This is a genomic window from Marinimicrobium sp. UBA4509, from assembly GCF_002388575.1.
Lineage (GTDB): Bacteria > Pseudomonadota > Gammaproteobacteria > Pseudomonadales > Cellvibrionaceae > Marinimicrobium > Marinimicrobium koreense.
On sequence record NZ_DGMV01000047.1, the window covers coordinates 46,712 to 68,662 of the forward strand.

The 21,951-nt window shown below is 61.1% G+C and carries 14 protein-coding genes; 11 read left to right on the plus strand and 3 right to left on the minus strand.

Annotated features, from left to right (window positions below):
• Nucleotides 1-154: 154 nt before the first annotated feature.
• A complete protein-coding gene (locus B3520_RS06995) occupies nucleotides 155-5,047 on the minus strand; it encodes an NAD-glutamate dehydrogenase (protein WP_286804309.1) in 4,893 nt (1,630 codons plus the stop codon).
• A 225-nt stretch (nucleotides 5,048-5,272) separates the two neighbouring features.
• On the opposite strand from B3520_RS06995, the gene B3520_RS07000 reads away from it, so the two are divergent.
• The 11 genes from B3520_RS07000 to B3520_RS07050 all read left to right on the plus strand — a co-directional run bounded on the left by B3520_RS07000 (nucleotide 5,273) and on the right by B3520_RS07050 (nucleotide 20,118).
• Nucleotides 5,273-6,232: an AAA family ATPase gene (locus tag B3520_RS07000; protein WP_123637463.1), complete on the plus strand. Its 960-nt coding sequence runs from the start codon at nucleotides 5,273-5,275 to the stop codon at nucleotides 6,230-6,232.
• Nucleotides 6,232-7,200 carry a DUF58 domain-containing protein gene (locus tag B3520_RS07005; RefSeq protein WP_123637464.1) on the plus strand — a complete coding sequence of 323 codons (969 nt, stop codon included), beginning with the start codon at nucleotides 6,232-6,234 and terminating at the stop codon, nucleotides 7,198-7,200. The genes B3520_RS07000 and B3520_RS07005 overlap by 1 nt, the downstream gene beginning before the upstream one ends.
• A gap of 12 nt (nucleotides 7,201-7,212) precedes the next feature.
• Nucleotides 7,213-7,758 carry a DUF4381 domain-containing protein gene (locus tag B3520_RS07010; protein ID WP_123637465.1) on the plus strand — a complete coding sequence of 182 codons (546 nt, stop codon included), beginning with the start codon at nucleotides 7,213-7,215 and terminating at the stop codon, nucleotides 7,756-7,758.
• The gene (locus B3520_RS07015) at nucleotides 7,751-8,764 is read left to right on the plus strand and encodes a vWA domain-containing protein (RefSeq protein ID WP_286804308.1); all 1,014 of its coding nucleotides are present in this window, start codon (nucleotides 7,751-7,753) and stop codon (nucleotides 8,762-8,764) included. The genes B3520_RS07010 and B3520_RS07015 overlap by 8 nt, the downstream gene beginning before the upstream one ends.
• A complete protein-coding gene (locus B3520_RS07020; RefSeq protein ID WP_286804307.1) occupies nucleotides 8,764-10,665 on the plus strand; it encodes a VWA domain-containing protein in 1,902 nt (633 codons plus the stop codon). Before B3520_RS07015 ends, B3520_RS07020 begins: the two co-directional genes overlap by 1 nt.
• Nucleotides 10,666-10,721: 56 nt before the next feature.
• A complete protein-coding gene (locus B3520_RS07025) occupies nucleotides 10,722-12,437 on the plus strand; it encodes a BatD family protein (protein ID WP_286804306.1) in 1,716 nt (571 codons plus the stop codon).
• Complete coding sequence (locus B3520_RS07030; protein ID WP_211331101.1) at nucleotides 12,437-12,727, plus strand: GIY-YIG nuclease family protein; 291 nt, start codon at nucleotides 12,437-12,439, stop codon at nucleotides 12,725-12,727. The genes B3520_RS07025 and B3520_RS07030 overlap by 1 nt, the downstream gene beginning before the upstream one ends.
• Nucleotides 12,724-13,326: a tRNA-uridine aminocarboxypropyltransferase gene (locus tag B3520_RS07035; RefSeq protein WP_286875755.1), complete on the plus strand. Its 603-nt coding sequence runs from the start codon at nucleotides 12,724-12,726 to the stop codon at nucleotides 13,324-13,326. The genes B3520_RS07030 and B3520_RS07035 overlap by 4 nt, the downstream gene beginning before the upstream one ends.
• A 26-nt stretch (nucleotides 13,327-13,352) precedes the next feature.
• Nucleotides 13,353-16,289, plus strand: coding sequence for an insulinase family protein (locus B3520_RS07040; protein ID WP_286804304.1), 2,937 nt, complete (start codon nucleotides 13,353-13,355; stop codon nucleotides 16,287-16,289).
• A 626-nt stretch (nucleotides 16,290-16,915) separates the two neighbouring features.
• Nucleotides 16,916-17,767 (plus strand): PP2C family protein-serine/threonine phosphatase, encoded by an 852-nt coding sequence (locus B3520_RS07045; RefSeq protein WP_024460305.1) that lies wholly within the window; start codon nucleotides 16,916-16,918, stop codon nucleotides 17,765-17,767.
• On the plus strand, nucleotides 17,767-20,118 hold the full coding sequence (locus B3520_RS07050; protein ID WP_286804303.1) for a bifunctional serine/threonine-protein kinase/formylglycine-generating enzyme family protein: 2,352 nt from the start codon (nucleotides 17,767-17,769) through the stop codon (nucleotides 20,116-20,118). Before B3520_RS07045 ends, B3520_RS07050 begins: the two co-directional genes overlap by 1 nt.
• A 39-nt stretch (nucleotides 20,119-20,157) precedes the next feature.
• Here B3520_RS07050 and murB read toward each other — a convergent pair whose 3' ends face one another.
• Nucleotides 20,158-21,177: a UDP-N-acetylmuramate dehydrogenase gene (gene murB / locus B3520_RS07055; protein ID WP_286804302.1), complete on the minus strand. Its 1,020-nt coding sequence runs from the start codon at nucleotides 21,175-21,177 to the stop codon at nucleotides 20,158-20,160.
• A 17-nt stretch (nucleotides 21,178-21,194) separates the two neighbouring features.
• Nucleotides 21,195-21,668, minus strand: a complete 474-nt coding sequence (locus B3520_RS07060; RefSeq protein WP_286804301.1) for a low molecular weight protein-tyrosine-phosphatase — start codon at nucleotides 21,666-21,668, stop codon at nucleotides 21,195-21,197.
• Between the last annotated feature and the right edge of the window lie 283 nt (nucleotides 21,669-21,951).

Sequence of the window (21,951 nt, forward strand, 5' to 3'; positions counted from 1 at the left end):
CGTGAAATCGTAAAACGATCAATTCGTTACCTGCTCCAACTCTAGCAGACATCGGCTGGCTGAAAGCAAGTGTTTTTCCGACTTTTTGTCAATAAATGTTGACAACTTCGTTGAACCCTAACAGTTCGTGGGCAAAAGTTTTGACGCCTAAAGATTACTCCCAATCTCCGTACTGGGTGATCTGCACCAGATCGAGCAGCTCGCGCAGCGCCACGGAAAAAATCGCGTAATCGGTACCGCTGCTGTTCTGCACCTCATTCATCATGGAGCGCCAGCGATCCAGCTGCGGAGCGAACTGTTCCGCCCAGTGTGCGACCGTGTGCTCCACTGAACACTCGTTGCTTACCCATCCGCACAATGCCAACGTCAGACTGCGCAATTGCGATTCCAGATCATCCAGATAGGTTTCCCGCGCCATCGCCTGCCAGTAGCTTTCTACGGCCGCCTCAGAAATCTGGCGGGCAAACTCATGCAACTGCAATTGCTCGTTGATACTCAAATAGAGACCCAATACAGACAACAGAGGCAACTCGGTGTGACGAGAAGCCTCGGCGACGCTCAAGCCGGAATACAGATGCCCGGGTGTCGCGACGCGAGGCACCAACGCCTCAGGCACGCCAGCCTGGGTCAGATAGCCGACCTGCGCCTGCCAATCCTCCAGGGCGGCACCGCTCAGTTGCCCCGGCAAGGTGCGAATGACCTCTTCCACCAGGGGCATGAACTGTTGGATTTCCGTGCCCGGATCAAGATGACTGCGCCGGTTGCGTAAAAACCAGCGTGACGCCCGCCGAACTCGTCGCATCAAGGTTTTCATCAGCTCCATCTGCACACTGGCATCAACCTGATAATCCAGCGACTCCAGCGTCTGCCAGACATCATCCAACTGATAAATATCCCGGGCAATCACGTACGCCTTTGCCATATCTCCGGCGCCCACACCGGTGGAGTCCAACAGTCGTTGAGCAAAACTGAGCCCCATGGTATTGACCAGATCGTTGGCCACCTGGGTCGCGACCAGCTCCTGACGCAGCCGATGGCGATTGATCCACTCGGGGTAGTCTTTCTGCAGCGGCTCGGGAAAAGCACGAAACGCGAATCGGGCAATATACTCATCACTGGCAAGATCCGCTTCGGCCAGGTCGTTTTTCAAAATCACCTTGGCATAGGAAATCAGCACGGCCAACTCCGGACGTGTCAGACCTTGCCCCTGAGCCTGACGTTCCGCGAGCGTTTCCTCGTCCGGCAAAAACTCCAACTGGCGATTCAGCCGCCCCTCGGATTGCCACACGCTCATGACCCGCCGATACTCAGCATTACGACGCACCGCATCGGAACTCGCAAGGCTGATGGCCTGGGTCTGGCGATAATTGTTATCCAGAACCAGTGCCGCCACCTCCTCGGTCATGGTCTCCAACCGCTGATTGCGTTGTTTTTGCGTCAGGTCACCGTTACTCAGCACCTCGTTCAGCAGTATTTTGATATTGACCTCGTGGTCCGAACAATCCACGCCCGCCGCATTGTCAATGAAATCGGTATTACAAGCACCGCCCTGCAGCGCAAACTCGATCCGGCCGCGCTGGGTCATACCAAGGTTACCGCCCTCGCCCACCACTTTGCAGCGCAGCTCACTGCCGTCAACGCGGACTGAGTCATTGGTCTTATCTCCCACCTCCATATGACTTTCGGTACTGGCTTTGACGTAGGTCCCTATACCACCGTTCCACAAAAGATCCACCGGTGCTTTTAGCAATTGATGAATCAGCTCGTTCGGGGTCAGCTCATCGTCTTCCAGCGCAAAGCGCTGCTTCATTGCGTCGGTAAGCGGAATCGCTTTGGCGTCCCGGGAAAAAACGCCCCCGCCCTCGCTGATCAGGGATGCGTCATAATCGGCCCAGCTTGAGCCGGGCGTACTGAACAACCTCTGACGCTCCTGAAAGCTCTTTGCCACATCGGGATTCGGATCGATAAAAATATGCAGATGGTTGAACGCCGCCACCAACTGAATGTGTTCGGACAGCAGCATACCGTTGCCGAACACATCGCCACCCATATCGCCAATACCGACAACGGTAAAGTCCTCGCGTTGAATGTCCAGGCCCTGTTCCTTGAAATGCCGCTGCACCGCCACCCAGGCTCCACGTGCCGTGATCCCCATCGCCTTGTGGTCATACCCCTGGCTTCCTCCGGACGCAAAAGCATCCCCCAGCCAGTGGCCATACTCCGCAGAAATTTCGTTGGCAATATCGGAAAAGGTCGCGGTCCCTTTATCGGCGGCCACCACCAGATAGGGATCGTCTTCATCCAGTCTGACCACCTCTTTGGGTGGCACCAACTCCCCCGCCACCCGATTGTCCGTCAGATCAAGCAGCCCGCGGATGAACGTCTGATAGCAGGTGATTGCCTCCTTTTGCAGCGCCTGTCGGTCACCCCCAGCGGGCGGACGCTTGCAGACAAAACCGCCTTTTGCGCCATTGGGCACAATGACCGCATTCTTGACCTGCTGGGCTTTGACCAACCCCAGCACTTCGGTTCGATAATCCTGCAGTCGATCCGACCAACGCAGCCCCCCGCGGGCAACCTTACCCGCGCGCAGGTGCACACCCTCCACACGCGGGGAATAGACAAAAATTTCATACAGCGGGCGGGGCTCCGGAATATCGGGAATCCGGCGGGGCATCAATTTGAAGGCCAGATATTCTTTGAAGCGGTCATCCCCATCTCGCTGAAAATAATTGGTTCGCACCGTACCATCGAGAATCGCCAGATAGCGTCGAATGATGCGATCCTCATTAAGGTTGGACACCTGATTCAGGGAATCCAGAATACGCGCGTGAATGGTGCCTCGCCGCTCGGTACGATCACCACTGGCTGATGGGTCAAACTGCGCTTTGAACAGGCTGATCAGATCCCGGGTTATGCGGGCATGGTTGACCAGTGCCGAGGCGATATAACCCTCGGTAAAATTGAACAATGTCTGGTGCATATAGGCCGCCAGAGCCCGCAACACCGTCACTTCCCGCCACGTCAGCCCGGCACTCAGCACCAGGCGATTGAAACCGTCGCTCTCGGCGCGCTGATTCCAGACTGCCGCAAAGGCATCCTGAAATTTGTGGCGCACGGCCGGAATATCCAGAGAGGCCTCGGCATCGTAAGTGAGATGAAAGTTGTGCAGATAAACCTCATCACCCGAACTCGATACGATGTCGTAGGGGTGCTCCGCTACGACCCTAAGCCCCAGATGTTCAAGAACTGGAATCACATCCGACAATTCCATCGGGGCGTGTCGGCGGAACACCTTGAACCTCAACCCCTGCGCCGAACGATCCGCCGGTTGATAAAAGCTCAGGGCGAGATCACCGTCGCCGTCGAGATTCAGGATATGATCGAGGTCCTGAACCGCGATCCGCGCATCAAAGTGCTCGCGATAGGCGGAAGGAAATGCGTCCTGGTACTGTTCCAGAAGCTTGACCGCCAGTTCCTCTCCTTTTGCTTCCGTCAGCGCCTCAAGCAACTGGTCCTCCCAGGACCGGGTGATTTCGATGATCTGCCGCTCGAGCTGATCGACATCGAACGGCACCGTGCTGACGCTGGATGCCGGACCATCGTCTTCCAGGCGGAAGACCAGATGCACCCGGGCCAGAATCGACTCGGAAAAGTAGGTGTTAAACTCCACTTCCTCCGCGCCCAACGCTTTGCCCAGTAGCGTCTGGATCTTGATCCGGATGCGGGTGGTGAAAAGATCCCGTGGCACGTAGACCAGACAATTGACAAAACGACCGAACGCATCGGGACGGACAAACAGGCGAACCCGGTAGCGCTCATTGATTCGGGCCACACCGGTGGCAATTTCATAAAGCTGGCTGGTACTGCTCTGGAACAACTCGTCCCGGGGAAAGGTTTCAAGAATCTGGCGCAGTGCTTTGCCATCGTGACCGCTGCGACTCAGTCCAGAGCGCTCGAATACTTCACTGACTTTTTCCCGAATCAGCGGAATTTCATAGGGGCTCAGGGTGTACACCGCCGAGGTATACAGACCCAGTAATCGGCTTTCACCACACAACTGACCGTCGGCATCAAACCGTTTGATCACGATATAATCAGAGTAGGCCTGCCGGTGCACGCGGGAACGCTGTGGTGCTTTGGAAAAGGCGATCAACTTGGGAGACAGGTGAAACTGCAGCGTGCCCGGGTTTTCGTCACTGACCGGTTTGCGATCCGCAGCGGTATCGGCATCCCGGAACAGGCCGAGACGCTTGTCCGTGCGCTCCACCAACCAGGTGTCACCGTTTTCGGTCACCAGGTCGTATTCGGTGTACGCCATGAAGGTAAAATGATCCCGAAGGAGCCAGTCCAGAAACGCCTGATTCTCCGGCACCTTATGATTCAATGGTGCCTGGGTAACCCGACTGAGCTGCTCTGCAGCGCTTGACGCGGCCTCTTTCAGCGCACTGAAATCATCCACCACCCGCCGCACCTGCTCCATCACCGTCATCAGCGACCGACTGATCTGGCGCAGTTGACGCGTATCGGTGTGCAGCCGGATCTCCATGTACACCAGCGCTTCCACGGCGCCTTTGTCAGAATCATCCGACGTCTCATCGCCCTCAGCCGGCCAGAGTCCAACCGGCCGCTGCTGCTCGTCTCTGATCACACCGAGCACCGTGCTCTTGATGCTGTGAATCGCAATATTGCGCCGATTCAGCTCGATCCGAATGGAATCGACGAGAAAGGGCATATCCCGCTGCTGAACCAACAACACACTGTGCGGACAGAGCCAACCATCCTCTTCCAGAGTTGGATTGAACAGGCGCACGGACGGCTTGCCGGGCCGGAACTGATTCATCAACCGCCAGGCGCTGTGCACCGCGCCGAAGACATCCTTGATCGGTCGACCGACCCATTCCTCCAGAGGTAAACGTGCAAAAAAAGCCCGACTGAAGGTGAGCCAGAGTGCCCATTGGCTTTCCTCAATGGAATCTCCCGCCAGGGCATCCAGGTCCGCAAACAGCTCATCCTTATCTCCGGCGTTCACCAAGCGTATATCCACACTGCCTCCTGTTCATCGTCCCGCAGACGTTATCGGTGTCGCTCAGTTTTCAGTTTGGTCCGAGGGTGTACACTTGTCGAGTGTCACTGCTTGAAAATCAGGGAACTGACGCCATTAACACAAGTCTACGAGCGCATCGCCGCGGAATTGCCGCGATTTGGTCAGCTTTTGATCAGGTCGCCCATTCATCCAGGCTCAACATCCGATCACAATAAGTGGGGACCCATGCAGGCACACGACGCATTACACACCCTCAATCACTGGCTCAATCAGCAGATTGTCGGCCAGGAACATCTGGTTCAACGCATGCTGATCGCCCTGTTGGCGGACGGCCACCTGCTGGTGGAGGGCGCCCCCGGGCTGGCGAAGACCAAGGCAATCAAAACCCTGTCCGATGCCATTGAAGGCAACTTTCAGCGCATACAGTTCACTCCCGACCTGCTGCCATCGGATGTGACCGGTACCGACATCTACCGCCCTGAGCAGGGTCGCTTTGAATTTCAACCCGGGCCCATCTTTCACAATCTGGTCTTGAGTGACGAAATCAACCGGGCGCCGGCCAAAGTACAGTCCGCCCTGCTCGAAGCCATGGCTGAACGACAGGTCAGTGTGGGCAGCACCACCTACCCGCTGCCGGACCTGTTCATGGTGATGGCAACCCAGAACCCCATTGAGCAGGAAGGGACCTACCCGCTACCGGAAGCCCAACTGGATCGTTTTCTGATGCAGGTCCTGGTGGACTACCCGAATATTGAGGCCGAGCGGAAAATCCTGAAGCTCGCCCGGGCCGAGGCCGCTCACCAGGAGACTCCGCCCCCCGCCGAAATCAGCCAGAGCCTGTTGTTTGAAGGTCGCCAAGCGGTTCTGGCGATCCACATGGCCGAGCCGGTGGAGGAGTATATCGTCCAACTGATCAATGCCAGCCGGCGCCCCGGCGACTATGACCCCGATCTGGTCAACTGGCTGGAATACGGCGCCAGCCCCCGGGCCACCATTGCCCTGGACCGGTGCGCCCGGGCCCATGCCTGGCTGGAAGGCCGGGACTATGTCAGCCCCGACGATGTGCGCGCGATTGCCCACGACGTGCTCCGCCACCGCCTGATTCTGAGCTTTGAGGCCGAGGCCACGGGGATTTCCCGTGAGCAGGTGATCGACCGACTGCTCGACGTGGTGCCGGTGGCCTGATGGCAGGAACAAAGGCCAGACCCACTGCCGCCGCGTTGGCCCCTCAGGGCGCTTACTGCGACCTGGGAGATCTGTTGCGCCTGCGCTTTGCCGCCCGGGACCTGCAACTGTTCGCCCGGCAACCGGCTCGCAGTCTGCTGACCGGCGGGGTACGCACTCGAATGCGTGGACGGGGGATCGACTTTGAGGAAGTGCGGCTCTATCAGCCCGGAGATGATGTCCGCACCATCGACTGGCGGGTCACCGCCCGGACCCAGGTGCCTCACACCAAGATCTTTCGCGAGGAGCGCGAACGCCCGGTATTTGTCGTCGTGGATCAGCGTTCACCGATGTTTTTTGGCAGCCGCACCTGTTTCAAATCGGTGCTGGCCACCCATATTGCCGGCACCCTGGCCTGGGCCGCCCTGAACCAGAGTGACCGGATTGGTGGCCTGATATTTGGCGATCATAACCAGCGGGACGTCCGGGCCCGGCGCAGCAAACACGCCGCGCTGGAACTGCTCCACCAGATGCACGACTACAACCGAGAGCTGGCAACTCCGGTGCCAGACGAGGCCATTACCTCTCTGGAGACACTGTTGGCCGATGTCCGTCGCGTCGCCAAGCCCGGCAGTGCCGTGTTCGTGATCAGTGATTTCCACGACTTCGACACCCGCTGCGAGCAGCAACTGTTCGAGCTGGCACGCCATACCGACGTAACCCTGATGCACGTATACGATCCGCTGGAGCGGGAGCTGAGCAGCAACCATTTCCTGACGGTGAGCGACGGGGAGGAGCGCCTCCAACTGCCCGCCCAGGACCCGGCGTTCCGCCAGGCCTACCGTCGGGAATTCGAGACGCAGTTGCAGGCGCTGACCGAAAGCAGCCGGCGTCTGGCGTTACCGTTGCTCTCCTACGCCACCGACGACGACATTCACACATTGCTGCGCGAGCGTTTTGGCGCCCGCCGTCACCGCGCCCGAGGCTGATTGACTGCACCCATGAATCCGCAAGACCCACTGGCACAACTGAACGACATTCATCTGCCGGAGCCCATCGGCTGGTGGCCCCTGGCCTGGGGCTGGTGGCTGTTGATTGCCCTGCTGCTGATCGTGCTCGGAGCACTGCTGTGGCAGGGTTACCGCCGTCAACGCCGGCAGCGCTACCGTCGCCAGGCAATGGCGCTACTCGAACATGCCTACCGGGACTACCAGCGGAGCGATCCGGGCCCGACCACCCGCCGACACTATGTGCAGCAGGTCAGCCAACTGCTTCGCCGAACCGCGCTGAGCGCCCTGCCCGAAGCGCGCGAAGCTGAATTGGCGGCACTGAAGGGGCCCCAGTGGCTGCGCTTTCTGGACGCCGGTGCCGGGCTGGAACCGGCGTTTACCGAAGGGCCCGGTCACATCCTGGCCGACGGCCCCTATCAACCCGATCCGAAAGTGGATGTCGAGGCCCTGCATCAATTGGCCGCACAATGGATTCGCCGCCACCGCCTGTCCGAGCGACGCGTTCAGCAATGGCTCGCGGAGGTGCACCATGCTTGAGCTGCAATGGCCCTGGCTGCTGCTGTTACTGCCGCTGCCACTGCTGATGCGCTGGGTTCCGGAAGAGCCCAGCCGCGAGGCGGCCCTGCGGGTGCCTTTCTTCAGTCGATTGAAGCGACTGCGAGGCGAAGAGTCCCGTGAAGGCGAACGGCGCTGGTTGATGGCCGCCAGCCTCTGGCTGATCTGGAGCGCCAGCCTGCTCGCCGCCAGCCACCCCCAGTGGGTCGGCGAGCCGGTCAGCCTGCCCAGCAGCGGCCGGGATCTGCTGATGGCCGTCGACATTTCCGGCAGTATGGAAATCGAGGACATGCAGTACCAGGGGCAAGCCATCAATCGTCTGCAGGCGGTCAAAGGGGTGGTGGGTGATTTTGTCCAGGAGCGCCAGACCGACCGCCTCGGTCTGATCCTGTTCGGTACCCGAGCCTACCTGCAAGCGCCACTGACCTACGATCGGCAGACCGTCTATACCCTGTTACAGGAAGCCCAGATCGGTTTTGCCGGTGAGAAAACCGCCATCGGCGATGCCATCGGGCTGGCCGTCAAACGCCTGCGGGACCGCCCCGAGGCCAGCCGTGTCCTGATTCTGCTCACCGACGGCGCCAACAACGCCGGAGAACTGACCCCACAGCGGGCCGCCTATCTGGCCGAGCAACACAACGTCAAGATCTACACCATCGGTTTTGGCGCGGAGGAAATGATCACCCAGACCATCTTTGGCCAGCGCCGGGTGAACCCCTCCCGGGATTTGGATGAAGACACCATGAGAGAAATAGCCGCCCAGACGGGCGGACGCTATTTCCGAGCGCGCAGTCTGGAGGAGCTGTACCAGGTGCACCAGACACTGAATGAACTGGAGCCCATTGAATACGACGAGGAAACCTTCCGTCCCACCCGGAGCCTGTTTCACTGGCCCCTGGCCCTCGCCTTTGTGCTCAGCGCTCTGCTGGCCGCCGGCCGCTGGCTGAGCCCCCGACTGACCGCACGCACCTCGGGAGGATCTCGCTGATGGATACACTTCAGACAGCACTTGAGAACTTCCACTGGCTGCGGCCGCTCTGGCTGCTGGCCCTGATTCCGGCGATCGCTCTGGTTCTGTTGTTGTGGCAACAACGCCAGCAGGCTCGCCAGTGGCGCCAATTGATCGCTCCGGGCCTGCTCGAGCACCTTCTGGACCCGGCGACCCAACAAAAGCGCCGCGGCTACCTGTGGGGACTACTGGCGGCCTGGGTACTGGCCTGCCTGGCCCTGGCCGGGCCCAGTTGGGAAAAACGGCCCATGCCCGTACACAAGACCGAGAACGCTCTGATCATCGTGCTCGATCTGTCGCCCTCCATGCTGGCCGAGGACCTGGCGCCCTCGCGTCTGGTCCGCGCCCGTCTGAAAATCGCCGATGTCCTGCGCGAACGCAAAGAAGGCTTTACCGGCCTGATCGCCTATGCGGGGGACGCCCATGTGGTCTCCCCGCTGACCGACGACACCGCCACCATCCGCAGCCTGCTCAACGCCCTGCACCCCAACGTCATGCCCCTCCCCGGCAGTCGCCCAGAGGAGGCCATCGAACAGGCCAAAACCCTGTTTGCCGATGCGGGTATCAGCGAGGGCCAGATCCTGCTGCTGACGGACGGCGTTGTCGAAAAGGCGACCGACACCATTCTCGAGCAGCTCGGGGATACCGCATTCCGGCTGTCCATTCTCGGCGTCGGCACCCCGGATGGGGCCCCCATTCCCAACGATCGGGGTGGCTTTGAGCGGGACCGCCAGGGCAACATCGTGGTCGCCAGGCTCGAGCAGGACCGTCTGGAACGTTTGGCCGGTCGCACTGGTGGGCGCTACGAGCGTATTGATGCCAGCGCCGACGACGTGCAGTGGCTGCTGGAACAACCCGACTGGATCGAAGGCAAGGAACGTCAGCTGGACCGACAGTTCGACACCTGGTACGACCGGGGCCACTGGCTGGTGCTGCTGTTGTTACCCATCGTGCTGTACAGTTTCCGGCGCGGTCTGCTGGTGCTGGTAGTCGCCCTGCCCCTGTGCGGCCTGCTCCCCCAACCGGCTCAGGCGGCGGACTGGCAGGCCCCATTCCTGACTCCGGATCAACGGGGCGCCCAGGCTCTGGAAGACAGTGATCCGGCCGCGGCCGCCGAGCACTTCCAGAACCCGGAATGGCGCGGCAGCGCGCTGTATCGGGCGGAGGATTACGCGGCGGCGGCGGAAGCCTTCGCCCAGAGCGACAGTGCCCGCGCCCACTACAACCGGGGCAACGCCCTGGCCAAAGCCGGTGATCTGGACGGTGCCATCGACGCTTACGAACAGGCGCTGGAAAAAGATTCGACCCTGGAAGACGCCCGGGCCAACAAGGCGCTGGTTGAACAGCTCAAACAGCAACAGGAACAACAGGAGCAGCAACAGAACGGCGACGACTCACAAGACAGCGACAATGACTCCGGGGAGTCCGGGCAGAACGAACAGGATTCACAAAGCGAACAGGACGGAGAGCAGCAATCACCCTCGGAGAACGAGTCGTCCGGCGACAACGAACAGAACGCCAGCGAAGAGAGTCCATCGGATTCCGACACCAGCGGCTCACCAGGCGACGACGAACCACAGAGAACCGATACGGACAGCCCATCGCCGGAGGGACAGGACGACCAGGCCGAGCGGGAACAGCCACAATCCGGAAACCCGAAAGAGGACGGCCAAGAGGGTGACGAAGAGACCCCAGCCGCGACCCTTCAAGAGGGCGATGTCAGCGATGAAGAGCGCCAGTCCATGGAGCAGTGGCTCCGTCAGGTACCCGATGACCCCGGCGGTCTGCTGCGCCGCAAGTTCGAGTACCAGAGCCAACAGCGACGCTTACAGCAGATGCGCGGCGAAACCGAGGGACAGGGAACCGAAGAGCGCTGGTAGCCCAAGTATACTCAACCCACATGACCATGAGACAGACACCGGACACGATGACATTCATGAAGCCATTCGCGACCCACTTGAGGGCGACATTACAGACCACGTTACTGATGATCCTGCTACTGGCCAGCCACACCCAGGCCCAGGAGCTGATCGCCAACGTCGACCGCGAGACCATCGGGTTGAACGACACCCTGACACTGACCGTGCGCCAGACCGGGCGAACCCTCACCGGGGGCCCCGATTTCGACGGGCTGCGCCGGGACTTCGACATCCTCAGCAATCAGCGCAGTCACCAGATGCGCATCGTCAACGGCGACATGGAAGGCTGGACCGAGTGGCGCCTGATGCTGGCCCCCAAGCGGGCCGGCACCCTCAATATCCCCGCCTTCGAATTCGGCGGCAGCCAGAGCGAACCCATCACCGTGACGGTGCAGGAACGGCAACAGCAGCCAGACAGCGGCGGCCGGGACATTTTTGTGGAGACGGAGGTGAACAAGGAGCGGATCCACGTTCAGGAACAGGTCCTGTTCACGGTGCGTCTGTACAGTCGGGTCAATCTGGATGGCGCGGAAATTCAGCCGCTGGAACTGAAGGATGCGGTGATCAAACCCGTCAATGAAGAGAACTACATCACCCAGATCGACGGCCGCCAGCACATTGTTCTGGAAACCACCTTTGCTCTGTTCCCCCAGCGCAGCGGTACCCTGGACATCCCCTCCCTGGTATATGAACTCGCCGTCAGTCGGGGACAGCGCGACTTCTGGGGCCGCAGCAGCCGACAGCGGGTCCGAACCGACGCCCTGAGTGTGACGGTGGACCCGACGCCCGATCAATACAGCGGCGACACCTGGCTGCCGGCCCGCAATCTGCAGTTGAGCGAACACTGGGGCACCGATCCGGACTCCCTGCGTCAGGGTGAACCGGTGACCCGCCGGATCACCATTCAGGCGGACGGTCTGACCGCCGCGCAACTCCCCGCTCTGACCCTGGAAGAAACCCCGGGCCTGACACTCTATCCGGACCGACCGCAAACCGAAGAGCAGGTCAATGCGGGTGGCGTTCAGAGCACCAGCACCCTGACCCTGGCGATGGTGCCCAACCAGAGCGGACGCCTCGAGATTCCAGCGGTCACCCTGACCTGGTGGGACACCGAGGCGGATCAGATGCGCACCGCCGAGCTGCCGGCGAGCACCGTCAACGTCACCGCCATACCCGGCGCCGCCCCCGCTTCCGAGGTCACACCGTCCCGGGAGCGCGAAAATGGCGAAGACGCCACCGCTCCCCGCCCGGCTGCAAGCGGGTCAGCGTCGCTGGTTACCGTAATACTGGGCATAGCCACGGCGCTCCTGTCAGCCTTGAGCCTCTGGCTCGCCTTCCTCGTCTGGCGGCTGAAGACCGATCTTGCCGCGCGCGAGGCACAGTCCCGAGGCGAGAGAGATCGGGCCCGGGCCGCCCGCGGCCGAGCCTGGCAAGGCGTCAAACGCGCCGCCAAAGCCGATGATCTGCACGCCCTGCGCCGGGCCCTGCTCGACTGGGGAGCCGCCCTCTGGCCCGACGTGCCCCCCCGGGGCCTGACCGATCTGGCCGAGCGGCTTGACGACGACGTGGCGCGGGCGCGACTACAGGAGCTGGACGCCATACTGTTCAAGGGTGAGTCCGACTCGCCGTTCGACACCGCCGCGCTGCTGCAGGCGCTGAATCAGAGCCGGGCCGGTCAGCGATCCGGGCGCACCGACACCGGGGGACTCAAACCCCTGTACCCGCGCTCGTGATGGCAGAGAGCCGCTGGCAGGTTTACATCATTCTCGGTGACGATGGCCGGTACTACACCGGCATCACCACCGATGTGGTCCGCCGCTGGAAGGAGCACAGCGGCGGACCCCGCGGCGCCCGCTATTTTCGCGGTCGCCAGCCCCACCGATTGTGCTTTCTGGAGCATCACCCCGACCGCTCCAGTGCCAGTCGACGGGAGTACGCCATCAAGCAGCTTTCGCGCGCCGCCAAAGAGCAACTGATCGCCAGCGCACCCGCTCCGGCCGTCGATCCGGAGGCCGCCGAATGAGCCGTGCCCTCTGCCCCCGTTGCGAGCGTCCGGAGCGGGCCTGTATCTGCCACTGGGTTCGACCGATCGACAACGGCGTATCCCTGCTGATTCTGCAACACCCCGACGAAGCCCACCGGGCCAAAAACAGCGCCCGCCTGTTGGACCTCAGCCTGCAGAACAGTCAGCGGGTGGTGGGAGAACAGTGGTCCTATGCCGCCCTGGGGGAACTGCTAAACCGGGCCGACGAATCGATACTGCTCTATCCGGAGACCGACGATCTACCCGCCCCCCGGTATCCGGACCCGAACGACCTTACCGAGCGAAACAATACCGGACCGCGACGCCAGCTTGTGGTACTCGATGCCACCTGGCGCAAGAGCCGCAAGATGCTCTACCACAACCCGCCATTGCACGCACTGCCCAGGTTGGCCCTGACCGATACGCCACCATCGCGCTATCGAATCCGTCGGGCGCGCAAGCCCGGTCAGCTCTCCACCCTGGAAGCCTGCTGTTACGCACTGGCGCATCTGGAGGGCGAGCGCGTAGACTATGAGCCTTTACTCGACGCTTTTGACGGCTTCAACGACCAGCAACTCGCGTTTCGACCCAAGCCGTAAACCGATACCGGAGATTGTGAGACTTTATGACCCACACCAGCCATGCCGCCTTTGAGCACCTGCGCAGCCAGACCATCGACTCCCTGAACCTGCGGGTGGAGGAGTACCAGCACAAAGTGACCGGTGCTCAGCACATCCATCTCGCCAGCGACAACCCGGAGAACGTCTTTCTGGTCGCCCTGCGCACTGTGCCCCAGGACTCGCGCGGGGTCGCCCACATTCTCGAACACACCGCGCTCTGTGGCAGCGAAAAGTACCCGGTACGCGATCCGTTTTTCATGATGATCCGCCGGTCCCTGAACACCTTCATGAACGCCTTCACCAGTCCGGACTGGACCGCCTACCCCTTCGCCAGCCAGAACCGCAAGGACTTCGACAACCTGCTGGATGTGTACCTGGATGCGGTGTTTTTCTCCCGCCTGGACGAGCTGGACTTTGCCCAGGAAGGTCATCGCCTGGAGTTCAAGGAACCGGATAACCCCGATTCCCCGCTGACGTTCAAAGGTGTGGTGTTCAATGAAATGAAAGGCGCCATGAGCTCGGTGCCCGCACAACTGTGGCAGTCGCTGTGTCGCTACCTGTTTCCGACCACCACCTATCACCACAACAGCGGTGGCGATCCGGAACACATCCCGGACCTGACCTACGAACAACTCCAGCAGTTCTATCGCACCCATTACCATCCGAGCAATGCGATCTTCATGACCTATGGCGATATTCCGGCGGCGGAGCATCAGGCCAAGTTTGAAGCCAAAGCTTTGCACCGTTTCAAGCGCCTGGATGATGTCATTGCCGTAGGCGAAGAGAAGCGCTACCACGCCCCCATCGCGGTGGAAGAGGCCTACCCGCTGGAGGAAGGCGAAGACCCGACCCACAAAACCCATGTCGTCATGGGTTGGCTGCTGGGCAATATCACCGACCTGGATCAAACCCTCGAAAGCCAACTGATGACCGCCGTCCTGCTGGACAATAGCGCTTCTCCCCTGCTGCACGCCCTGGAAACGTCCGACCTAGGACAGGCGCCCTCTCCACTGTGCGGACTGGATGACTCCCAGTACGAGCTGGCTTTCGGCTGTGGCCTGGAAGGCTGCCAGTTGGAGAAGGTCCCGGAGGTGGAGCAGTTGATTCTCGGTACCCTGGAGCGGGTGGCCGAAGAGGGCGTACCCCAGGAGCTGATTGACAGCGCACTGCACCAGTTGGAATTGCAGCAGCGCGAAGTCGGCGGAGACGGTTTCCCTTACGGCCTGCAACTGATCATGAACAGCCTGCCCGCTGCCACCCACCGGGCTGACCCCATTGCCCTGCTCGACCTGGATTCAGCGTTGGTGAAACTGCGGGAAAAAGTCAAAGACCCGGATTTCATTCCCTCGCTGGTGCGTCGTTGGTTGCTCGACAACCCTCACCGCCTGCGCCTGACCCTTCGCCCGGACAGCCAGTTCACCCGCCGGGCCCAGGAGGCCGAGCAAAAACGTCTGGCCGATATCAACGCCAAACTCACTGACGACGATCGCCAGTGGATCGTGCAGCGCGCCAAGGCCCTGCAGGAACGCCAAGTACAGAAAGACGACGACAGCATCCTGCCCAAGGTCGGCCTGGAAGACATTCCCAAGACCATGGCGTATGTGGAAGGCAGCCGGGAAACCCTCGACCCGAAGAACCCCGCCAGCGACCCGCTGCGCCGCTACGGCGCCGGCACCAACGGCCTGGTGTATGAACAGGTCACCTGCAAACTGCCTGACATCAGCGAGGAGGAGCAGCCGCTGCTGCCGCTCTACTGCAACGCCCTGACCGAAGTCGGCCTGGGCAACCTCGATTACCTCGAGGCTCAACGCTGGCAGGCAAGCGCCGTGGGGGGTATCAGCGCCTCGGCGACGGTGCGTGGCACCACCGATGATGTGCAGAACATTGATGCCTATTTTTCGCTTGGCTCCAAGGCACTGAACCGCAATGCCGGGGCCATGAACGAACTGCTGCGCGCGACCCTGACCGAACCCCGTTTTGATGAACACAACCGCTTGAAAGAGCTGGTCTCGCAGATGCGCGCCCGCCGCGAACAGAGCATCACTGGCAATGGCCACAGCCTGGCCATGCTGGCCGCCTGCGCCGGCATGGCCCCGTCGGCTCGCCTGACCCATCGGATTGGCGGCCTGGAAGGCATCGCCCACCTGAAGCGGCTTGATCAGGCCCTGAAGGAAGGCGAATCCCTGAAAGCCTACGCCGCGCAACTGGCGGGCATTCATGCCCGCCTGCGGGTCGCACCACGGGAGTTCCTGCTGATTGGTGAACCCCATCAACTCGACGAACTGCGCGACACCGTGCAGTCGCACTGGCCCAGCGAGCCGCCGGTGGCCGACTTCCGCTCCTTCGGACTGCCCGCCGTTCACGAGCCCGTACGCGAAGGCTGGCTGACCAACACCCAGGTCAACTTCTGTGCCCAAGCCTACCCGACGGTGCCCTCGGAGCACCCGGACGCAGCCGCCCTGACGGTGCTGGCCGGCTTCCTGCGCAACGGTTATCTGCACCGCACCATTCGCGAACAGGGCGGCGCCTACGGCGGCGGTGCCAGCCAGGACAACAATATCGCGGCCTTCCGCTTCTTCTCCTACCGCGACCCCCGCCTGGCGGATACCCTGAAGGATTTCGAGGCGGCGGTGGATTGGCTGTTGTCCAGCGAACACGAATGGCAGCCGTTGGAGGAGGCGATTCTGGGGGTGGTCAGCAGCCTGGACAAGCCGGCTTCTCCGGCAGGCGAGGCCCGTCAGACGTATCAGGCGGAGTTGTTTGGCCGCACCCGGGAGAAACGCGAGACTTTCCGCAACCGGGTCCTGGGCGTCACCCTGGCCGATATCCAACGCGTGGCCAATGAGTACCTGAAACCAGAACGGGCCAGCACGGCGGTGGTCAGTCACAGCGGAGAACGAGCGGTCCTGGAAAGCCTGGGCTTGGAGTTGCGCGAGCTTTAAAGGGGTATGTTTGTCATTAGCTAAGTAACTTCGGAAGGAATGCTCCGCCTGGGTAGCCGTTAGTAAAGAAGGTGCAGAGAATATGTGACGCCCGGGCCATGAGGGGGAAACCCTTTCAAGACACGCCGTGAACCCATCCCTGGGGGCTCGACGCGCGGAGTCCCTCCGCTTACGGTCTTGAAAGGGCTTCCCCTCCCCGGCCCTCCGTGCCATCTACGGCCTGACTATGCAGTCGCACGAAAGGTGGCGTAGGGCGGATAAGCGCAGCGCATCCGCCGTTACCCAAGATTGCAGTATGAAAGGTGCCAGTTCCCGAAACGTTACGTTGGCACTGCGGAGGCTGGGTACCCCCTTGTGAGACCGTCACCCGCCTGGACGGCGGGTGATGAGCCCCCATGGATGGGTTCACGGCGTGTCTCACAAGGGGTTACCCAGGCGGAGCACTGCCTACGAAGCAAAAAGAATAGTCCTCTCCAAACATTGGGACGGTTTCTAACGTGTACAGCCGCTTCGGCACATCGACACCTCAAACCGCGACCTGTTATGTAGTTTTCGACGGCAAAGTGCTTTAGGATTCCCGAGGCGATCCCAAGCCGGTAACATACGATGGTGACAACGGACTAACTATGCCCCAGCCACCCCTGGAATACAGCGCCGCCACCCACGCGGGCCACAAGCGCGACAACAACGAAGACACGCTCCTGAGCCTGCCCGAGCGCGGCCTATGGCTCGTGGCCGACGGCATGGGTGGGCACGAAGCCGGCGAAGTCGCCAGCGCCATCGTCCGGGACACCCTGCTCGACCAACAACACAAAAGCCTCACCCAGGCCATTCAGGCCTCCCATCGGGCCGTACTCAAAGCCGCCGCCAATGGCGAAGGCGCGCCGGGCATGGGCTCCACCATCGTCGCCCTGCGCAGCCTCGGGGACGACTACGAAGTCGCCTGGGTCGGCGACAGCCGGGCCTACCTCTGGACTCACACCGAGGACGGCGGTCGACTCGAGCGACTGACCACCGATCACTCCTACGTCCAGATGCTGCTCGCCTCCGGTGTGATTGAAGAAGCGGAGGTCGAGGGCCACCCGGATAAGAACATCATCACTCAATGTCTGGGTTCCTACGAACTACAGGAGGTCAAAGTCGACTCAGTGCGCGGCCAATGGTTGAAGGACCAGTGGATTCTGCTGTGCAGCGATGGGCTCACCGACGAATTGGATGACGAAGCCCTGGCCCGCCTTCTGTTTCGATGCCGCAGCCCGCGTGCTGCCGTCAATCGGCTGATGCGCGCCGCGTTGGACGCGGGAGGTCGCGACAATATAACCCTGCAGTTGATCCAGTCACCGCTGAGCCAGCGCTCGCGCTGGAGTACGCTGTGGCAGTGGGTGCCGCATATTACCGGTCGGCGCGGCCCGGATCTGGCCCTGTATGCCACCGCCCTGCTGTCACTGGCGTTAGTGCTCTACTGGGTGGCCCGGTAATGCATATTCCCGGCTACCGCATCATTCGCAAAATCAACCAGGGCGGAATGTCCACCGTCTATCTCGCCATTCAACTGAGCGTGGGCCGAGAAGTTGCCCTGAAAGTCATGTCTCCGGCGCTCAATGGCGATCCGGTGTTCAGCGAACGTTTTCAACGCGAAGCCAATATCGTCGGGCAACTGTCGCACCCTAACATCGTCTCCATCTACGATATCGGGCGTTACAAGAACCTGAACTACATCGCCATGGACTATCTGGCCGGCGGTTCCATTCACGAAAAGATGGCCTCCGGGCTGAGCACTCAGGAAGTCCTGCGGATCACCCGGGAAATCGCCGGGGCGCTGGACCACGCCCATGAGAAAGGCTATATCCACCGGGACATCAAACCCGAGAACATTCTGTTCCGCGAAGACAACTCCGCGGTATTGTCCGACTTTGGGGTCGCCAAGACCGTCAGCTCCGCCTCCCGGATGACCAACGCCGGCACGGTGGTCGGCACGCCTCATTACATGAGCCCGGAGCAGACCCGGGGCAAACCGGTGGACGGTCGCGCCGATATTTACAGCCTGGGTGTGGTCTTTTACGAAATGCTGACCGGGCAGGTGCCCTACCAGGCGGACGAGGCGGTGGCCATCGCCATCAAGCACCTGACCGCGCCCATTCCCAAGCTCCCGCCCCAGTATCAGGCGTACCAGAAGATTCTCAATCAGTTGCTCGCCAAAGACCCGGACAATCGCTTTCAGCGGGGCCGGGATGTGATTGCGGCAATCGATGCACTGGAGGGGCCCGCCGGCCTGGGACAGACGTATTTCACCACCGCGGACTCCACCCGGGTTCAACTCCTCTCACTGTTCCGGGCACTGTTGGCGACCACGCTCGGGGCCTTGCGAGAACAGATACGCTTGGCGTGGCAGAGCCTGTGCTCGCTGCGTTGGACGCCGCGCCGCGGCCTGTACCGCCACCCACAGATCCGGGTAACCGAAATCAAGGGGCCACTGAATCCGCCCCAGGAACACACCACTGTCATTTCCACCCAGGTGCAGCAGGCGGCGCACTACCACAGCCTGTGGCGAGGACGCCGGTTAGTCTCCCGCACTCTGACCCTGGTGATACTGCTGACAGTCATCTGGGGTGCCTTCAGTTTGGCGTTGAACGAATGGGCACTGCCCGGTGAGCGCTGGCTGCCGGACCCGGTGCAGTCACTCGCTCGTCGCACCGCGCACTTGATCGCCCCGACACCGACCGAGCCCCGACCCCAGCCGGTCCGCACCACCGAGATTCCCACGACTCCGCTGGTCTTGCGTCCCGAGCCCGAAACCGAGAATCAGAGCAGCACGGAAGCATTGATGGGGATGAGACCCGAGACACCCGTGGAAACCCCGGCGGCCGCCCCACCACGCTACGAACTGCGGGTCACGCCGGAGCCGGAAAACGCCCGGGTCCGCATTCTGAACATACCGGATCGCTATTACCCGGGCATTCCCCTGTTGCCCGGGCGCTACCACATCGAAACCAGCTATGCCGGCTACGATACCGACACCCGATGGATTGAGGTGGAAGACGAGGCGGTGACGCTGCCGGTATCCCTGCGCAAAACACCGGTGGCGGGTGCAACCTTTTACAACGAGCTCCGCGACGGCGACCGGGGGCCGGAGATGGTGATCGTTCCCGCCGGTCGTTTCACCATGGGCAGCAAACTGGACAGCCGCAGCATGCCCGAACGCAATGTCCGGATTCCCCGGGCATTCGCCATCAGCCGATTTGAAATCACCTTCGCCGACTACGACAAGTTTGCCCGGGCCACGGACCGCCCGCTGCCCGACGACGAGCGCTGGGGACGAGACAACCGGCCGGTGATCAATGTGAGCTGGAACGATGCCCTGGCCTACGTAAACTGGCTCAGTGAGAGCACCGGCAAACGCTACCGCTTGCCGAGTGAGGCGGAGTGGGAGTACGCAGCGCGGGCGGGCACCCAAACCACTTTCTGGTGGGGAGAAGCTGGTGCCGACGCTGACGGACTCGCGAACTGCCGAAGGGGCTGCAACAGTGAGTACACCGGTCTCTTTTCCTCAAAAAGCGCCCCCGTGGGTTCCTATCCGGCCAATGCCTTCGGCTTGCACAGTGTCGCGGGTAATGCGGCCGAGTGGACCCAGGACTGTTACCGGAACCACTTGCTGGAAATGCCTCAGAACGGCACGCCCCTGATCACCGAAAATTGCACCGAGCGGACTATACGCGGAGGTTCGTTTGAGGATTCGGTGGGCAATATCGCCACCCATGTTCGGCGGGGTGCGCCCACTGATTATCGGGACAGTAACCTGGGGTTCCGGGTCGTGGTCGAGTTGTACTGACCGTTCGGCATCGGTAGCCCCGGATAAGGGGCCGGTGCGTCAGGGATAGACCCGGGGTTCGGGCTCAAGATCCACACCGTACTCCGCGGCAATGGAGTGACGAATCTCTTCGGCCAGAGCCAGCACTTCCCCACCGGACGCCCGGCCCGGATTGGTCAATACCAACGCCTGATGCGCGTGCACCGCCACCGGCCCACGGGCCACGCCTTTCCACCCCGCCCGCTCGATCAGCCATCCGGCGGCAAGCTTCACATGGCGCGCATCCACCGGGTAGGAGACCAGCCCGGGATGACGGACCTGCAGTTCGAGAAACTGATCCAGCCCCACCAGTGGATTCTTGAAAAAACTTCCCACATTGGGAATCTCCACCGGGTCCGGCAGTTTGCTGCGACGAATCCGGCACACTGCCTCACTCACCGCCACCGGCGTCAGTTCCGCCATGGGTATCGCGCCCACCGCTTCTTTCAACGCCGGATAAGTCACTTTCAGATGCGGTTGCCGAGACAGTTTCAAAGTCACCGATAAAATGATGTACCGGTCCTTACCGGCCCGTTTGAACAGGCTATCGCGATAACCGAATTCGCAGGCGTCTTTATCGAAGCGATGCACCTCACCGGTCGCCACATCCATGGCCTCCAGCTCCGAAAATACATCTTTCAGCTCCACACCGTAGGCACCAATATTCTGAATCGGCGCCGCCCCCACAGAGCCCGGAATCAGCGAAAGATTTTCCAGCCCCCAGTATTCGTTCGCCAGACAATACTCAACCAGTTCATGCCAGTTTTCCCCGGCGGCCACGCGAAGCCAGACGTGATGGCGATCTTCCTGAACCAGGGTTTTTCCGGTCATGCGCATATGCAGAACCAGGCCGGGAAAATCCGCACGCAACACGACATTGCTACCGCCACCGAGAATCAGAAGGGGCAGATTTCGATCCCGCGCGAACTGGCGCAACGCAGGCAGTTGCGCCTCATCCGTGACCTCCGCATAGTGCTGCGCTTTGGCCGGCACTGCCAGGGTGTTGTAGGGTTGAAGGTTGATATTCTCTTGTATATCCACGCGTTCCGAGTCTCTCATTACCGCTGAGTTTTGATGTGTTGAAGCAGACCGTCGCAGGCGCTTTCAACCAGATCGAGCACCAATTCAAAACCGTCGCCTTCACCGTAGTAGGGGTCGGGCACTTCGCGATAGTGGTCGTTGTCACCAAACTCCAGGAATAAACCGAGATGCCCACTGTAATGAGCCGGTCTCATGGCTTGCAGGTCCTGCAGGTTGCTGTGGTCCATGGCGAGGATGTAATGGTATTCGTCAAAGTCGGCCGGGTTCACCTGCCGGGCCCGAAGCTGACTGAGGTCATAGCCGCGTTTGAGCGCCGCACGCTGGGAACGCGCATCGGGCCCTTTGCCAATATGCCAGGCACCCGTGCCTGCGGAATCAATCTGGATACGTTTCTCCAATCCCGCCTGCCGGACTTTCTCTTCAAATATCCCATGGGCGGTCGGCGACCGACAGATGTTCCCCAAACACACAAATAAAACATTAACGCTCATGTTTAAACCTTTCTAATCTCTGTTTAGTACTGGTACTTTCAGCCAAGTCCGCAGCGACACCGAACACCGTTTTGGGGGACGCTACAAGCACATCCATGTGAGCTCATCGGCGCGCCATCCCTGGCGGCCGACGCCCCCAAAACGGTGTTCGGTATCGCTGCTCCGTGCCACTCATATACCGTTGTGGATACCACTGATACGGCATTTTCAGTTGAGGACAATTCGATGGCACGGAGGCGTCAGAGGGGCAGATAGCGTTTGGAGACTCTCGGAGACATGGATG

Excerpts from the sequence above, each read along its gene's own strand:
- B3520_RS07005 (WP_123637464.1), top strand. The coding sequence starts at position 6,232 with ATGGCAGGAACAAAGGCCAGACCCACTGCCGCCGCGTTGGCCCCTCAG.
- B3520_RS07000 (WP_123637463.1), top strand. The coding sequence starts at position 5,273 with ATGCAGGCACACGACGCATTACACACCCTCAATCACTGGCTCAATCAG.
- B3520_RS07040 (WP_286804304.1), top strand. The coding sequence starts at position 13,353 with ATGACCCACACCAGCCATGCCGCCTTTGAGCACCTGCGCAGCCAGACC.
- B3520_RS07010 (WP_123637465.1), top strand. The coding sequence starts at position 7,213 with ATGAATCCGCAAGACCCACTGGCACAACTGAACGACATTCATCTGCCG.
- B3520_RS07035 (WP_286875755.1), top strand. The coding sequence starts at position 12,724 with ATGAGCCGTGCCCTCTGCCCCCGTTGCGAGCGTCCGGAGCGGGCCTGT.
- B3520_RS07030 (WP_211331101.1), top strand. The coding sequence starts at position 12,437 with ATGGCAGAGAGCCGCTGGCAGGTTTACATCATTCTCGGTGACGATGGC.
- B3520_RS07025 (WP_286804306.1), top strand. The coding sequence starts at position 10,722 with ATGAAGCCATTCGCGACCCACTTGAGGGCGACATTACAGACCACGTTA.
- B3520_RS07020 (WP_286804307.1), top strand. The coding sequence starts at position 8,764 with ATGGATACACTTCAGACAGCACTTGAGAACTTCCACTGGCTGCGGCCG.
- B3520_RS07045 (WP_024460305.1), top strand. The coding sequence starts at position 16,916 with ATGCCCCAGCCACCCCTGGAATACAGCGCCGCCACCCACGCGGGCCAC.
- B3520_RS07015 (WP_286804308.1), top strand. The coding sequence starts at position 7,751 with ATGCTTGAGCTGCAATGGCCCTGGCTGCTGCTGTTACTGCCGCTGCCA.
- B3520_RS07060 (WP_286804301.1), bottom strand. The coding sequence starts at position 21,668 with ATGAGCGTTAATGTTTTATTTGTGTGTTTGGGGAACATCTGTCGGTCG.
- B3520_RS07050 (WP_286804303.1), top strand. The coding sequence starts at position 17,767 with ATGCATATTCCCGGCTACCGCATCATTCGCAAAATCAACCAGGGCGGA.